Below are 15235 nucleotides of genomic sequence, written 5' to 3'. Positions count from 1 at the left end.
GGGCCCTTGCCCGACCACCATCGCGGGACACGCCGCAAGTACGTCCATGTAGGCTCTTACGCGGCATCCATGCCGCGTAAGGTCCCGCAACGGTGGGCGGGCAAGGACCAGTCGAGATGGTCGGTGTGCTTAGCTCTTCTCAAAGCGAACAGCAAACTGTCTGGTGCGGTGTCCTCACCGCTCGCTCGACCAATGTGGCTTGAGACTCTCCAGATGACGCCGAAAACGGCTAACAAACCGACTGCGCGATCGCTACGTCTTGTTAGCAGCTCCAAGGTGGCTTGATGATGTGACTGAGCATGACTGCCACAGTTTCACCGCAACGATGCAGAGCGAACGCAGCTACATCTTCAGGACGCCACACCCTCGCTGACCACCGGCGGCAGGTCCGGCGCGATCTGCACCAGCGTGCGTGCCACTGCGCCCTTGCCGTTGGCGACCAGCGCCAGGCCTGCGGCAGCCATCGCCTCGCGCTGGGCCGGGTCGCCGAGCAGACGCGCGAGATAGTGATACACGCTGTCGGCGTCTTCGCAGATGGTCACCGCGTCGGCCTCGCGCATGCGCCGCGAGATCTCCGAGAAATTATGCAGATGCGGGCCGGTCACCGCCGGCGTGCCAACCGCTGCCGGTTCGAGCAGGTTGTGCCCGCCGATCGGCTGCAGACTGCCGCCGACGAAGGCAACCTGCGCGCAGGCATAGAAACTCATCAGCTCGCCCAAGGTATCGATGACGAATACCTTGTCGCGCGCCTGTGGCCACTGCTTGGTTTTGCGTGTGGACACCGACCAACCACGTTCGCGCGCCAGCGCCTCGACCTTGGGAAAACGCTCGGGATGCCGCGGCGCCCATAACATCAATAGATCAGGAAATTGCAGTAGCAGGCGCGCATGGATGTCGGCCACAGCCGCCTCCTCACCTTCGTGCGTGCTGGCGGCAATCCACACCGGTAGCGTTGCCGGCACGTGCGTATGAAACTGCGCGACCAGGGCCTGCAACTGTGCGGGCGCGGCGATATCGAATTTGAGATTGCCCAGCGCGATCACTTGATCTGGGCGCGCACCCAGCGTGAGAAAACGCTCGGCATCGTCGTGCGATTGCGCTGCCACGCAGGTGACGGTGCGCAGTGCCCGGCTGATCAAGGGTGCCAGCACGCGATAGCCGCGCAGCGAACGCGCCGACAGCCGCGCGTTGAGGATGTACACCGGAATGTTGCGGTCGCGGCAACCGAACAACATGTTCGGCCACAGCTCGGTCTCCAGAATCAACGCCAACCGCGGGCGGAAATGCTCCAGGAACCGGCCCACGCTGCCGGGCACGTCGTAGGGCAGATATACATGGTCCACCGCATCGCCCCACACCGCGCGCACGCGCTCGGAGCCGGTGGGGGTGATGGTGGTGATGACCCAGCGGATATCCGGACGCTGCGCACGCAAGGCATTGACCAGCGGCGCGGCGGCATTGACCTCGCCCACCGATACCGCATGCACCCACACGCGCGGGCGACCGCAGGCATGCGTGTAGGACGCATAGCGCTCGTTCCAGCGATTGAAGTATTCGCGCACGCGAAACCCGCGCCATACCAGGTGGTACACCGTCACCGGCAGCAACAGGTACAACAGCGCCGAGTACAGCCCGCGCAACAGCCATTCGATCGGGTCTTTCCGCATGCGTGCAGGATACGGGAGCGCCCACACGTGCGCATGTGCACGCTGCCCGGCGCACGCAATCACTTAGAATTAGACCATGTCCGAACCCGCCAACGTCGCCGTCCGCCCTTCCCTGCGCACCCCCAAGCACTGGCCGATGTATCTGGGCCTTGCATTGATGATGCTGGCCGGGCGCCTGCCCTGGATGCTGCAACGGGCGTTGGGCCGCGGGGTCGGCTGGCTCACGCTGCGTCTGGCGGGCACACGTCGGCGCGCGGCCGAGGTCAATCTCAAACTGTGTTTTCCCGAGCAGGACGATGCCTGGCGAGCGCGGCTGTTGCGCGATAGTTTCGATGCGCTGGGCGTGGGCCTGTTCGAATTCGCGCGCGCCTGGTGGGGCAGTATCGATGCCATTCGTCCGGGCGTGCAGATCGAAGGGCTGGAGCATCTGCAGCGTCTGCAGGAGCAGAAGCGCGGCGTGTTGCTGGTGTCCGGCCACTTCATGACGCTGGAAATGTGCGGGCGGCTGCTGTGCGATCACGTGCCGCTGGCCGGCATGTACCGCAAGCATCGCAACCCGGTGTTCGAATGGGCGGTCAAACGCGGGCGGCTGCGCTATGCCACGCACATGTTCGCCAACGAGGATCTTCGCGCCACCATCAAGCATCTCAAGCGCGGCGGCTTTCTGTGGTATGCGCCGGATCAGGACATGCGCGGCAAGGACACCGTGTTTGTGCCGTTCTTCGGGCATCCGGCTTCCACCATTACCGCCACGCACCAGCTGGCGCGGTTGACCGGTTGCGCGGTGGTGCCGTATTTCCATCGGCGCGAAGGCGGCCGCTACATCCTCAAGATCGCACCGCCGCTGGCAGGCATTCCCTCCGACGATGTGATCGCCGATACCGCGCAGGTCAATGCGGCGATCGAGGACATGGTGCGCGAGGCGCCGGATCAGTACCTGTGGATCCATCGGCGCTTCAAACGCCAGCCGGGCGGGCGCAGCGATTTCTATCGGTGATGTAGATGCAGCGCAGCTGCGTCACGCATGCGTTCGCAGATGACTGCCTTGGTTTACAGAACCAGCCAGGAGTCCGTCGCGAGTGATCGTAGGGATGAGTGCGCACGTCGCGTAAGCAACTGCAATTGACGCGCGATCCTCGTCTGCCGTGCGTAATCTGGCGCTGGGCGCAATCGTCTTGAGCGCCACGCCTATCGCGACGGTGGCTGATCTGCGTCGTCGTTGAGCAAGGCACCGGCATACAAGCCGGCCAGCATCAGGCTCAGGCCACCCCAGAAGCTGGAATAGAACGCCAGATGCGTGTTGAGCGGAAAGACCGTTGCCACCAACGCGATCATCGCCGGACGTGCCTGCTCACGCGCCGCAACGCTGGAATAGCGCCACGCGCGCCACGCCTGCGCCGCACCGGCCAGCCATAGCAGCAACCCGATGACGCCGGTTTCGGCAAGAATTTCCAGCACGATCTGGTGTGCATGGAAGGCCGGACCACCGCCCCATGCCGGCGCTTGTTCCGGTGCCGGATTGCAGGCCGGATATGCCTGGCGGAACCCGCGCGCGCCCACACCGTTGAGCGGATGCGCGCGGATCATGCACAGCGCCGCGCCCCAGATCTGCGCACGCCCGGACAAGGCCTGGTCGACGCCTTGTTCGCCATTGCTGAAGGCCAACGCGGTGCGCTGGATGCGCTCGCGCGCTTGCGGTGCCATCGCCACCACGCCAACGGCCAACAGCGCGCCGACCACCGCCACCGCGAGCAGCCGACGGCCGCCCAGCAACTGCCAGCCGGAGAGCAGCACGATCACGCCGTAGGTGATCCACGAGGCGCGCGAACCGGCCAATACCAGCACCACGCCAACAGCTGCCGCAGCGCCCGCCCACGCCCACGCAGTGCGCCGCCCGAGCGCAAGCAGCAGGAACGGCGACAGACTGGCCAGGGTCTGCCCGAACTTGAGATTGCACGGGCCCAGCACGCCGCTGAGGCGGTCGACCAGTGCCAATTCTTCCGCCGTACACAGGCCATGCCCGCTGATCAATTGCTTGATCTGATCCAGGCCGAAGAACAACGGGCTGCTGCCGAATGCGGCCTGCAGCAGTGCGTCCAGCGTCCACACCCCGCCGATCACCGCCAGGCCGATGAAGGTGCGCCGGCGGCGCTGCGCATTGGCCACCGCGATCGCGCACAACCACATGAAAGGCAGATAGCGCAGATCGGTGGCCGATTTACGCAGCGCGCGCCCTACGTCCACCGCATCGAATGCCGACAACATCTGCGGCAACCAGTACGCGAAGAACAACACACTGGTCAGCGCCCACGCCGCGCCGCTGAGCAACCGCGTGCCACCACGGAAACGCGCATGCAACAGGCGATAAGCGGCGAACACTGCGCCCAGCGACAACACCGTTTCGGCCAGCCCGGGCGTGGGCCATAGCGCCACGAACAGGATCACCCATAGCGGTGCCCAGCGACCGGCATCGGGCGTCAACGTGGGCGCGGGTGGGATGGCCTCAGCGGCGGAGTTCGTCATAGACCTTCAAGGTGGCCGATTGCATGGCCTGCAACGTATAGGGGAGCGCAGCTGGCGGTGTCGGCGCCTGCTGCAGCATGCTGAGTGCCTGAGTGCTCAGCGCCTGGGCATCGAACGCCGGCACTGCGCCGGCCGGCTGCAGTTCGGCCAGCAACTCGCCGACACCACCGTGTGCCCAGCCCAACACCGGCCGGCCCACCGACAAGGCCTCCACCACGGTGCGGCCGAACGCTTCGGGCTTGCGCGAGAGCTGCAGCACCAGATCGCTGGCCGCATAGGCCTCGGCGATGCGTGCGGTGGGCTCGGTGAAGGCGACCGCCTCGGCCACGCCCAGTCTGGCAGCCTCGGCTTCCAGCTCGCGCACATAAGCTTCGCGGCCCGGCTCGCGCGCGCCCGGCAGCCACAACCAGGCCGGCACGCCGGCAGCGCGCACGTCGGCCAGCAATTGCAGGCCGTCGGCATGACCTTTCAGGCGCGTGCCGCGGCCGGGCAGCAACAGCAATGGGGCGTCGGCCGGCCAACCGGGCAACAGGGTCTGCACCCATTTGCGTGCGCGGTGATCGGGGTGCGGGCGACGCGGGAACTGCGCGATATCGACACCGCGCGGGATGGTGCGCAAGCGCGCGCGGTCGGTCTGCGGATAGTGGGTGCACACGTACTCGCGCACCGTCTGCGAGACGCAGATCACCCGTTCGCCGTATGTCATCACCGCGCTGTAGCGGCTGGGCGAATTGAGCCCGTGCACCGTGGTAACAAAGCGCGGCCGTGTGGCCTGCGGCATGCCGCGCAACGCGTACCAGCCCAGCCAGGCCGGCAGGCGCGAGCGCGCGTGCACGATGTCGGCACCAAGTTCGGCAAATAGCCGGCGCAGGCCGACCACGTGGCGCAAGGTCAGCAGCGACTTGCGCCCGATCTCCAGGGTGAGATGTTCGCCGCCCACCTCCAGCAACGGCTGGACCAGGCGACCGCCGGCAGAGACCACCACGGCGCGGTGGCCGGCGCGCACCAGCGCAGCGGCGATTTCCAGGGTGGAGCGCTCGACGCCGCCGGACTGCAGCGCCGGCAGCAGTTGCACCACGGTCAGGCGGTGCATCCGGCCAGGATCAGTCGGCGAGCACGAACAACGCGCCGCAATACGGGCACTTGGCTTCGCAGTTGGGCTCGTCTTCGATCGGCAGGTACACACGCGGATGCGAGTTCCACAGCGCCATCTGCGGCGTCGGGCAGCTCAGCGGCAGATCGCCGCGGTGCACGGTGTAGCGCGATTCGGCATTGGCGGGCGCGGTGGCGGTCTGGCTCATGGCGGCACGATCGTAAAGGCAAGGCAGAGCGCGGATTCTAGCAGCCTGCGTGGTGATCGGCCCATTGACCGGGCTGGGTGGGTTGGGGTTGCGCTGGTCTCGGCGGGAGGCCGGGCGGCGGAAGCGGATGGCGCTGTGGCTGGTCCGGCAATGACCTGCCCCGCCGCGGCCGGCGCGGCAGCGCCACGCCACCACGCCACAACGCCACAACGCCGGAACATCGCGATTATCATCGCTGGGCAATTGCGCATCGGGATCAGATTGGGTGATCTGCAAAGACCGCGCACATCCGTCAACCGTACACGCCCTGCTACGTCGCTAGCCAAGGAGACATCACCACGTGACCTCGCCTGTCGTTCTGCTGCGTCCGCGTGGCTCGTTGTTCTCGATTGCCGTTGTCCTGGCCTGCGTCGCGCCACTGCCGGTTGGGGCGGCGACCGGCTTTTCGAGTTCGTTCGAAGAGGGGCAGCCCTTGCCGGTCAGCGCTGCGGCAGGCGATGTGCAGATGGCAATCGGCACGGGTCCGGCTGCGCCGTATGCAGCCAAGCCGAACGCCGGTTACAGCGGTGCGCATGCGTTGCGGTATGACGGCCGTGGTGCGGGCGGGCGACGCACCTTGTTTAGTAGCGATAGTTTGATAGGCCCCGATACGACGCTGTCGTGGCTGGTATTGCCGGAAAGTGTGGGCAGCGATCACGTGGCCTCGACCTATGTGTCGTTGGATCTGTTGCTGGACGACGGCACGCGTATGTCTGCCAGCGCCGCGCAGGATCAACATGGCGTCGCACTTGGTGCGCATGCGCAAGGCGATTCGAAGACGCTGTATCCACAGCAATGGGCGCGCAAGGCGGTGCGGCTGGGGGACGTGGCCGCTTTACGTGGGCGCCGCGTGGTGGCGATCGAATTGGAGGTTGCGCCGCCTGCAGGTGAGGCCAGTGCCGGTTGGATCGACGATATCGCCATTGCCGATGTGCCGCTCACTCCTGCAACGCGTCCTTCGGACTGGGTGCTGACCACGCGCGGCACACAGTCAAACGGCACGTTCTCGCGCGGCAATAATTTCCCTGCAACCGCAGTGCCGCATGGCTTCAACTTCTGGACGCCGGTGACCGATGCGGGAACGCTGACCTGGCTGTATCGCTGGAACGAACACAACGCTGCGGACAACCGCCCGCGCTTGCAGGCGCTGTCGCTCAGCCATCAGCCGAGTCCGTGGATGGGCGACCGCCAGACCTTTCAGGTGATGCCGTCGCTGAGTAAGGGAGCGCCGGAGGCCGATCGCAGCAAGCGCGCCCTGGCCTTCTCGCATGACACTGAAATCGCGCGACCGTATCGCTACGCGGTGCAGTTGGACAACGGAATCCAGGCCGAGATCGCACCGACCGATCATGCAGCGCTGTTCCGCTTTCGCTTCCCGGCGCAGGGCGATGCCAATCTGCTGTTCGACAATGTGGACGCGCGCGGTGGATTGCACCTGGATGCTGCAACACAGACGCTCTCCGGCTACACCGATGTGCGTAGCGGCCTGTCGACCGGTGCGACGCGCATGTATGTCTATGCCAGCTTCGATACGCCATGGAAAAACAACGGCCTGAGCGACACCGGCCGGCCCACCGGCTGGATCAAGTTCGATGCGGGCAGCACGCGGCAGGTGCAGATGCGCATCGCCACTTCGCTGATCTCGCTCGATCAGGCCAAGCGCAATCTGGCACTGGAGATCGCGCCGCAGGCAACCTTCGAGCAAATCGCCGCGCGTGCGCAGGATGCATGGGACGCATTACTGGGTCGCTTCGACGTGCCCGACGCCACTGCCGACCAGAAGACCACGCTGTATTCCAATCTGTACCGGCTGCATCTGTATCCCAATTCCGGCCATGAAAACGTCGGCAGTGCGACGGCGCCGGACTGGCGTTACGCCAGCCAGAGCAGCTGGTCGGACACCAACATCGATGGCAGCGCGACGCGCAGTTTCGCGCCGATCCGCGATGGCCGGATCTACGTCAACAACGGCTTGTGGGACACCTTCCGCACCGCGTGGCCGGCGTATGCGTTGTTCGCATCCGACGATGCCGGCGCATTCGTGCAGGGCTTTCTGGAGCAATCGCGTGCAGGTGGCTGGGTGGCGCGCTGGTCCTCGCCCGGTTACGCCGATCTGATGGTGGGCACCAGTTCCGATGTGGCGTTTGCCGATGCGTGGCTAAAGGGCGTGCAGGGTTTCGACCCGACCGAGGCGTACGTTGCCGCGCTGAAGAATGCGACCGTGGTGGCGCCGGATCGCCACGTCGGCCGCAAAGGCATGGCGCGTTCCACCTTTCGCGGTTACGCCGATACCGACACGCACGAAGGCATGTCGTGGTCGATGGAAGGCGCGCTTAACGACTTCGGCATCTCCAACATGGCCGATGCGTTGTCCAAGCAGGCGACGACGGCAACAGCGCGCGAGCGTTACGCGACCGAGGCGCTGTATTTTCGCTATCGTGCAGCCGGGTATTCGGCGTTGTTCGATCCGTCGATCGGCTTCTTCCAGGGCCGTACGCCGGACGGCCATTGGCGTGTGGACGCTGCACAGTACGACCCGCGCGTGTGGGGCAACGATTACACCGAATCCAGCGGCTGGACGTTTGCATTCACCGCACCGCACGATGGCGAAGGCCTGGCCACGCTGTATGGCGGGCGCGCGGGACTGGCCGCGAAACTGGATACATTCTTTGCCACGCCCGAAACCGCCGAAGCCAGGTTTGCCGGCTCGTATGGCGACACCATCCACGAGATGACCGAGGCGCGCGACGTGCGCATGGGCATGTATGCGCCTAGTAATCAGACCGCGCACCATCTTCCGTGGATGTATCTGTACGCCGGGCAGCCATGGAAGACACAGCGCATTACCCGCGAGATCCTCGCGCGCTTGTATCTGGGCAGCGAGATCGGCCAGGGGTATCCCGGCGATGAGGACAACGGCGAGATGTCGGCGTGGTATCTGTTCGCGGCGCTGGGGCTGTATCCGCTGCGCATGGGCGCACCGGAGTATGTGATCGGCTCGCCGCTGTTCACGCATGCCAGCGTGCGTCTGCCCAATGGCGGCACACTGACTGTCAATGCGCCGCAGAATTCGCCGCAGAACGTGTATGTGCAATCGCTCAGGGTAAACGGCAAACCCTGGCGCAAGACCTGGTTGCCGCATGTGGACATTGCAAAGGGCGCGACGCTGGACTTCGTGATGGGACCGACACCGTCGCGCTGGGGCACCGGGCCTGACGATGTGCCGCCGTCGCTGACTGCTCCCGGAAAACGCCCTGCCCCGCTGCAGGATCTGCTCGGAGACACCGCGCGCATTACGCTGGACAATGGTGGCGATGTCGCTGCGTTGCATGACGACGATGCGGGAACGGTCGCTGCAGTTGCATCGACATCGACATCGACATCGACATCGAAATCGAAATCGACGCTGACGCTGACGCTCAGCGGCATTGCGCGCGTTACGCCGACGCTCTACACACTGACCAGCGGCAATGCGGCGATTTCTGCAGTTGGGTGGACGTTGGAAGCCCGTGCGCCTGGTGCTGCCTGGACGATGATTGATCAGCGTCGTGATGAAGCGTTCGATTGGCCGTTGCAGACGCGGCCGTTTCGGATTGCTCGGCCTGGAGCGTATGTGGAATATCGACTGCGCTTCAGCGCGCCTGGGAAAGTGCAGCTGGCGGAGATTGAGTTGCTTGGCGTGCCGCCTGCGGTGCGTTGAAGCTAGCGCTGTACGCTATCCATCGTCGCGTTGGTATGGCATTACCATTTGCCGCACTCAGACAGGCGCAAGTTGCTCTCGCGCAGTTATGCAGCACAAGCTCTGCTGCTGTCATCGAGAATCGCGCAGGCCACGGAAACCACGACGGAGAATTCGCTTGTCTTGACTAAATCATGTCAACGACTCGCCAAGGCGGCAGCGTGGCCGGGGATTGGCGGAGAGCGGCACACGGATGTGCCGCGGCGGCGAGTCAGACAGGATGTCTGACCGAGCCGAAGAGCCGATTCCCGGACGCGCTGATGCCCCTCACCGAAGCCAGCGACTGACAGCCGTTTGCTTGGCACTAACCGGAGAAACCGTACCCTCACCCCAACCCCTCTCCCGGGGGGAGAGGGGCTTTCAAGCATTGCTTGCTCAGCCGTCGCTTTTCATGGCCTCAGCCGCTGCCTTTCCTATCGTTGCTTTATCAGCAACCGATCTCTCAACCATTCCCCTTATCGGCTACCGCTTTTTCCGCATCACGCTGCTTGCGGATCTGCGCATCCACCGCCGCAATCGCCGTCATGTTCATCACCCGGCGCGAGGTGGCGCTGGTGGTGAGGATGTGCACCGGCTTGGAAATGCCCATCAGGATCGGCCCGATCGCCACGCCGTCGGTGAACACGCGCACCAGGTTGTAGGCGATGTTGGCCGCTTCCAGGTTCGGCAGCACGAACAGGTTGGCGCGGCCCTTGAGCGTGCTGTTGGGCATGATCTGCTTGCGCAGCGCTTCGTCCCAGGCGGTGTCGCCCTGCATTTCGCCGTCGATGTTGAGCTCGGGCTTGCGCTTGAGCAGGGCTTCGCGCACAGCACGCATCTTCAAGGCATCGCGCGAGTCGTGGCTGCCGAAATTGGAGTGCGACAGCAGCGCGATGTTGGGCTCGATGCCGAACAACTTGAGGCGATACGCGGCCTGCAACGTGGCTTCCACCACTTGTTCGACCGTCGGGTCTTCCTGCACATGCGTATCCAGGAAGAAGAACACGCCCAGCTGGTTGATCACACCGGTCATCGCCGAGGTGGAGCTCACCCGCGGTTCCAGCGGAATCACGCTACGCGCGTAACCCAGCTTCTTGTGGAAGCGACCGACCACGCCGGACAGCATCGCATCGGCCTCGCCACGCGCCACCATCACTGCGGCGATCAAGGTCGGACGCGAGCGCATCAGTTCCTTGGCGGCAGTGACGGTTACGCCACGGCGTTCGGTCAGTGCGTGGTAATACTGCCAATACTCGTTGAAGCGCGGGTCGTCGTAGATGTTGGTGATTTCAAAGTCCACCCCGGCGGTCAGGCGCAGACCCATGCGTTCGATACGCGCCTCGATGACGTCCGGGCGGCCGATCAGGATCGGGAAGGCCAGGCCTTCGTCGACCACGTTCTGCACCGCGCGCAACACCACTTCTTCTTCGCCTTCGGCATACACCACGCGCTGCTTGTCGGCGCGGGCACGGTCGTAGACCGGCTTCATCATCAGGCTGGTGCGGTAGACGAACTGGCCGAGCTTGTCGCGGTACGCCTCCATGTCGTCGATGGGCCGCGTGGCTACGCCCGAATCCATCGCCGCCTGCGCAACCGCGGAAGACAACTCCACCAGCAGACGCGGGTCCAGCGGGCGCGGGATCAGATACTCCGGGCCGAAACTCGGGGTCTCGCCGCCGTAGGCAGCGCCCAGGTCGGAGGCCTCGCGCCGTGCCATCGCCGCAATTGCCTTGACGCAGGCGATCTTCATCTCTTCGTTGATGCCGGTGGCGCCCACGTCCAGCGCGCCGCGGAACAGGTACGGGAAGCACAGCACGTTGTTGATCTGGTTCGGGTAGTCCGAACGGCCGGTACCGATGATGCAATCCGGACGCACCGCCTTGGCCGTTTCCGGGGTGATTTCCGGATTGGGATTGGCCAGCGCGAAGATCACCGGCTGGCGCGCCATCGTGGCGACCATTTCCGGCTTGAGGATGCCGGCCGCCGACAGGCCCAGGAAGATATCGGCGCCCTCGACGATTTCGGCCAGGGTGCGCTTGTCGGTGTCGCGTGCGTAGCGCTGCTTGTCCGGGTCCAGATCGGTGCGGCCGGTGTGGATCACCCCGTCGCGGTCCAGCGCCAGGATGTTCTCCGGCTTCAGGCCCAGCGAGACCAGCATGTTGACGCAGGAAATGCCGGCCGCGCCCATGCCGGTGGTGGCCAGCTTGACCTCTTCGATCTTCTTGCCGGTCACCACCAGCGCGTTGAGCACCGCCGCGCCGACGATGATCGCGGTGCCGTGCTGGTCGTCATGGAACACCGGGATATTCATGCGCTCGCGCAGCTTGCGCTCGACGATGAAGCATTCCGGCGCCTTGATGTCTTCCAGATTGATGCCGCCGAAGGTCGGCTCCAGGCTGGCGATGATGTCGACCAGCTTGTCCGGGTCGTTTTCGTTGATCTCGATGTCGAACACGTCGATGCCGGCGAACTTCTGGAACAGCACGCCCTTGCCTTCCATCACCGGCTTGGATGCCAGCGGGCCGATGTTGCCCAGGCCCAGCACCGCGGTGCCGTTGGTGATCACCGCCACCAGATTGCCGCGCGCGGTGAGCTCGCTGGCCTGGGTGGGTTCTTCGACGATGGCTTCGCAGGCGAAGGCCACGCCCGGCGAATACGCCAGCGACAGATCGCGCTGGGTCAGCATCGGCTTGGTCGCGGTGACCTTGATCTTGCCGGCCGGCTGCTGGCGGTGATAGTCGAGGGCGGCCTGTTTGAAGTCGTCGTTGGACATCGGCTGTGTGAGTCTCGAAGGCGCAGGAGGGCTGAATTCTACCCTCCTGCCTGAACAAGGGCCTGTCGCGCAGCTGTCAGCGCGGCAGGGAGATTGCATGCTGCAGCGCGTCGTGCGCTGCGGCCGGGGTCTGGCTCAAAGCGAAAACGGCCCTGTATCCCGCCGGCATCACCGGCGGAATACAGGGCCGCAGGAAGAATCAGCGCGCGCTGATCGGGGCGACGACGTCGGTCGAGGCCACCGGCGCCTGCAGCGGCGGCGAACCGCCATCCAGCACCAGCTTCAACTGGTCGCGGTCCAGCGCATTTTCCCAGCGCGACACCACCACGGTGGCGACCGCATTGCCGATGAAGTTGGTCAGCGAGCGGCACTCGCTCATGAAGCGGTCCACGCCCAGGATCAGCGCCATGCCGGCCACCGGCACGTCCGGCACCACCGACAGCGTGGCCGCCAGGGTGATGAAGCCGGCACCGGTCACGCCGGCCGCGCCCTTGGAGCTGAGCATCGCCACCGCCAGCAAGGTGATCTGCTGGCCCAGGGTCAGGTCCACGTTGGTGGCCTGGGCGATGAACAATGCGGCCAGGGTCATGTAGATGTTGGTGCCGTCCAGATTGAACGAATAGCCGGTCGGCACCACCAGGCCCACCACCGACTTCTCGCAGCCGGCCTTTTCCATCTTTTCCATCAGCGACGGCAGTGCCGACTCCGACGAGGAGGTGCCCAGCACCAGCAGCAGCTCGGCCTTGAGATAGCGGATCAGCTTGAGCACCGAAAAGCCGCACAGGCGACAAACAATGCCCAGGATCACCAGCACGAAGAACAGCGAGGTCACATAGAACGAACCCACCAGCCAGGCCAGATTGACCAGCGATTCCAGCCCGTACTTGCCGATGGTGAAGGCGATCGCACCGAACGCACCGATCGGCGCGGCCCTCATCAACATGTGCACCAGACGGAACACCGGGGCGGTCAGCGCTTCCAGAAAGCTCAACACCGGGCGGCCGCGCTCGCCGACCAGGGCCAGCGCGATCCCGAACAGCACCGCCACAAACAGCACCTGCAGGATGTTGCCATCGACGAAGGCGCTGACCAGCGTGGCCGGGATGATGTCCATCAGGAAGCCGACCAGGCTCAGCTCGTGCGACTTCTGCACGTAGGTGTTGACCGCGCTCTGATCCAGCTCGACCGGGTTGATGTTCATGCCGGCGCCGGGCTGCACCACGTGCGCCACGATCATGCCCACGATCAACGCCAGCGTGGAGAAGAACAAAAAGTAGGCCATCGACTTGGCGAACACCCGGCCCACCGTCTTGAGATGGGTCATGCCGGCGATGCCGGTGACGATGGTCAGGAAGATCACCGGGGCGATGATCATCTTCACCAGCTTGATGAAGGCGTCGCCCAACGGCTTGAGGCTTTCGGCGAAGGCCGGCTCGAAATGGCCGAGCAAGGCGCCCAGGACGATCGCCACCACCACCTGGAAGTACAGCTGGCGGTAGAAGGGGACGGACGCCGGCAACGGGCCGGCAGGCTTGCTGATGTGCATGACACCACTCCGAGGGAACATAGAGGGCGCCTGAGCAGGCACCCGGTGCACGCATTCTGGCCGCACGTCACAGCCAGGGCCGATAGCCCATTGGTACTACGCACTGTCCGCGGGCTGAACGCCGTCTTACACTTCAGCGGCGCCACCGCCGGCCGTTAATTTCGTTTAACACAGACAACGTTTCCCTGTGCGTTCGATGCCCGGAACCTGCGCGCTTGCTGAAGCTGTTCATTGCGACCGCCATGGCAGGACGCCCGGCCCCTTCTCATTGCCGAAGATCATTCCTATGCGCCTCAATCCGCTCGTTCTTGCGTTGGCCATCGCCGCCGCGCCCGCTGCCGCCAATGCGGCCACCTCGATCGAAAACTGGCCGACCAAGTACACCTTCGGTGATGGCACCGAGCTGGGTCTGACCGGCAACTACGCCTACGACGACAACAACTTCTCCGGCGACGACCGCCTGGAAGACCGCACCGACTTCCGCCGCAAGGAATTCGGCGCCACCCTCAAGAAGAAGGGCGCCTACGACGCCATGGTGTATTTCGACTTCGAAGCCAAGCTGTGGCTGGACGTGTTCTTCCGCTTCGAGACCAAGGCGCTGCTGGGCCAGGATTACGGTCGCGTGCGGCTGGGCTACATGAAGGTGCCGGTGGGTCTGGAAGCGGTGCAGAGCTCGCGTGCGGGCAGCTTCATGGAACTGGGCCTGCCGGTGCAGGCCGTGTTCCAGGGCCGCCGCACCGGTGTGGAGTGGACGCTGGAGCGTCAGCAGTACCTGCTGCAGGCCGGCGCGTACGGCGGCCAGGATCTGCAGGGCGACAACCCGGGCACCACCCAGGCCGTGCATGCGGCATGGACCCCGTTCAAGGCCGAAGGCGACGTGCTGCATCTGGGTATCGCCGGCTCGGTCGAAAACCCGCGCGGCTTCAGCGACGGCCGCGGCGTGTCCTTCAGCCCGCGCGTGCGCCTGCGTGCCCGCCCGGAAGCCGGCCTGACCGACGTGCGTCTGATCGACACCGGCACCATCCTCGATGTGGATCACGTGATCCGTACCGGCGTGGAAGCGGTGTGGATCCACGGCCCGTTCTCGCTGCAGAGCGAAGCGCTGCGTGCCGAAGTGGCGCGTAATGCCGGCCAGCCGCACTTCATCGCGCAGGGCCAGTACCTCTACGGCACCTGGTCGCTGACCGGCGAGTCGCGCACCTATGCCGGCGGCGTCCCGGGCAATATCAAGCCGGCGCACGACTACGGCGCGGTCGAGCTGACCGCCCGTTACAGCCGTCTGAATCTGGAGGACAACAACGTCCACGGCGGCCGCCAGCACGACACCACCATTGGCGCCAACTGGTACCTCACCAGCCACTTCAAGATGCAGGCCAACTACAGCTGGGTGGATTCCGCGCGCAATGGCGTGCATGAGACCCCGCACGTGATGGAACTGCGTGCGCAGGTGCAGTTTTAAGCGCTGTTGAGCAGAGGCAACGCAGGCCTGATTGGCCGCGCGTTGCCTTGGTTGGCCGCTTCAACGCAGTGATGCTGTAACGCACACCAGCGTGTGTGCCTATGCGGCCGCATCCTTCCGAGGATGCGGCCGCAGTCGTTTGTCGGGGGCTTGTTTGGTGGTCATGTGGGGCTGTCGTCGGTGCGGATATCCACGGCGATAGCTGCGCG

Annotated in this window: 9 protein-coding genes; 3 read left to right on the top strand and 6 right to left on the bottom strand. The window is 64.9% G+C overall.

The features are described from left to right. Positions 1–350: 350 nt before the first annotated feature. Positions 351–1667 (bottom strand): lipid IV(A) 3-deoxy-D-manno-octulosonic acid transferase, encoded by a 1317-nt coding sequence (gene waaA / locus NDY25_RS15455; protein ID WP_168958261.1) that lies wholly within the window; start codon positions 1665–1667, stop codon positions 351–353. A gap of 76 nt (positions 1668–1743) precedes the next feature. Between waaA and NDY25_RS15450 the strand changes: the two genes are divergently transcribed. Beyond that, positions 1744–2664 carry an LpxL/LpxP family Kdo(2)-lipid IV(A) lauroyl/palmitoleoyl acyltransferase gene (locus NDY25_RS15450; RefSeq protein ID WP_168958260.1) on the top strand — a complete coding sequence of 307 codons (921 nt, stop codon included), beginning with the start codon at positions 1744–1746 and terminating at the stop codon, positions 2662–2664. A 191-nt stretch (positions 2665–2855) separates the two neighbouring features. On the opposite strand, the gene NDY25_RS15445 is transcribed toward NDY25_RS15450, so the two are convergent. From NDY25_RS15445 to NDY25_RS15435, 3 genes are read right to left on the bottom strand one after another with little or no spacing between them, the layout of a single operon-like run. After that, the gene (locus NDY25_RS15445; RefSeq protein ID WP_006451052.1) at positions 2856–4190 is read right to left on the bottom strand and encodes an O-antigen ligase family protein; all 1335 of its coding nucleotides are present in this window, start codon (positions 4188–4190) and stop codon (positions 2856–2858) included. After that, positions 4171–5283 (bottom strand): glycosyltransferase, encoded by a 1113-nt coding sequence (locus NDY25_RS15440; RefSeq protein ID WP_168958259.1) that lies wholly within the window; start codon positions 5281–5283, stop codon positions 4171–4173. Before NDY25_RS15440 ends, NDY25_RS15445 begins: the two co-directional genes overlap by 20 nt. 10 nt (positions 5284–5293) lie before the next feature. After that, the gene (locus tag NDY25_RS15435) at positions 5294–5491 is read right to left on the bottom strand and encodes a zinc-finger domain-containing protein (RefSeq protein ID WP_006451050.1); all 198 of its coding nucleotides are present in this window, start codon (positions 5489–5491) and stop codon (positions 5294–5296) included. A gap of 340 nt (positions 5492–5831) precedes the next feature. Between NDY25_RS15435 and NDY25_RS15430 the strand changes: the two genes are divergently transcribed. Continuing rightward, positions 5832–9230: a GH92 family glycosyl hydrolase gene (locus NDY25_RS15430; protein ID WP_168958258.1), complete on the top strand. Its 3399-nt coding sequence runs from the start codon at positions 5832–5834 to the stop codon at positions 9228–9230. Between the two features lie 481 nt (positions 9231–9711). Here NDY25_RS15430 and NDY25_RS15425 read toward each other — a convergent pair whose 3' ends face one another. Further along, complete coding sequence (locus NDY25_RS15425; RefSeq protein ID WP_104549774.1) at positions 9712–12021, bottom strand: NADP-dependent malic enzyme; 2310 nt, start codon at positions 12019–12021, stop codon at positions 9712–9714. A 199-nt stretch (positions 12022–12220) separates the two neighbouring features. Continuing rightward, positions 12221–13567: a dicarboxylate/amino acid:cation symporter gene (locus tag NDY25_RS15420; protein ID WP_168958257.1), complete on the bottom strand. Its 1347-nt coding sequence runs from the start codon at positions 13565–13567 to the stop codon at positions 12221–12223. A gap of 286 nt (positions 13568–13853) precedes the next feature. Between NDY25_RS15420 and NDY25_RS15415 the strand changes: the two genes are divergently transcribed. Beyond that, positions 13854–15026: an OprO/OprP family phosphate-selective porin gene (locus NDY25_RS15415; protein ID WP_168958256.1), complete on the top strand. Its 1173-nt coding sequence runs from the start codon at positions 13854–13856 to the stop codon at positions 15024–15026. The last annotated feature ends 209 nt before the right edge of the window (positions 15027–15235 follow it).

Origin of the sequence: Xanthomonas hortorum pv. pelargonii (assembly GCF_024499015.1) — a bacterium.
Classification (GTDB): Bacteria; Pseudomonadota; Gammaproteobacteria; order Xanthomonadales; family Xanthomonadaceae; genus Xanthomonas; species Xanthomonas hortorum_B.
The sequence above is the reverse complement of the archived record's forward strand: the minus strand, read 5'-3'. Positions and strand labels throughout refer to the sequence as shown.

Coding starts and splice junctions, on each gene's coding strand:
- waaA (WP_168958261.1), bottom strand. CDS start 1,667: ATGCGGAAAGACCCGATCGAATGGCTGTTGCGCGGGCTGTACTCGGCG.
- NDY25_RS15450 (WP_168958260.1), top strand. CDS start 1,744: ATGTCCGAACCCGCCAACGTCGCCGTCCGCCCTTCCCTGCGCACCCCC.
- NDY25_RS15445 (WP_006451052.1), bottom strand. CDS start 4,190: ATGACGAACTCCGCCGCTGAGGCCATCCCACCCGCGCCCACGTTGACG.
- NDY25_RS15440 (WP_168958259.1), bottom strand. CDS start 5,283: ATGCACCGCCTGACCGTGGTGCAACTGCTGCCGGCGCTGCAGTCCGGC.
- NDY25_RS15435 (WP_006451050.1), bottom strand. CDS start 5,491: ATGAGCCAGACCGCCACCGCGCCCGCCAATGCCGAATCGCGCTACACC.
- NDY25_RS15425 (WP_104549774.1), bottom strand. CDS start 12,021: ATGTCCAACGACGACTTCAAACAGGCCGCCCTCGACTATCACCGCCAG.
- NDY25_RS15420 (WP_168958257.1), bottom strand. CDS start 13,567: ATGCACATCAGCAAGCCTGCCGGCCCGTTGCCGGCGTCCGTCCCCTTC.
- NDY25_RS15415 (WP_168958256.1), top strand. CDS start 13,854: ATGCGCCTCAATCCGCTCGTTCTTGCGTTGGCCATCGCCGCCGCGCCC.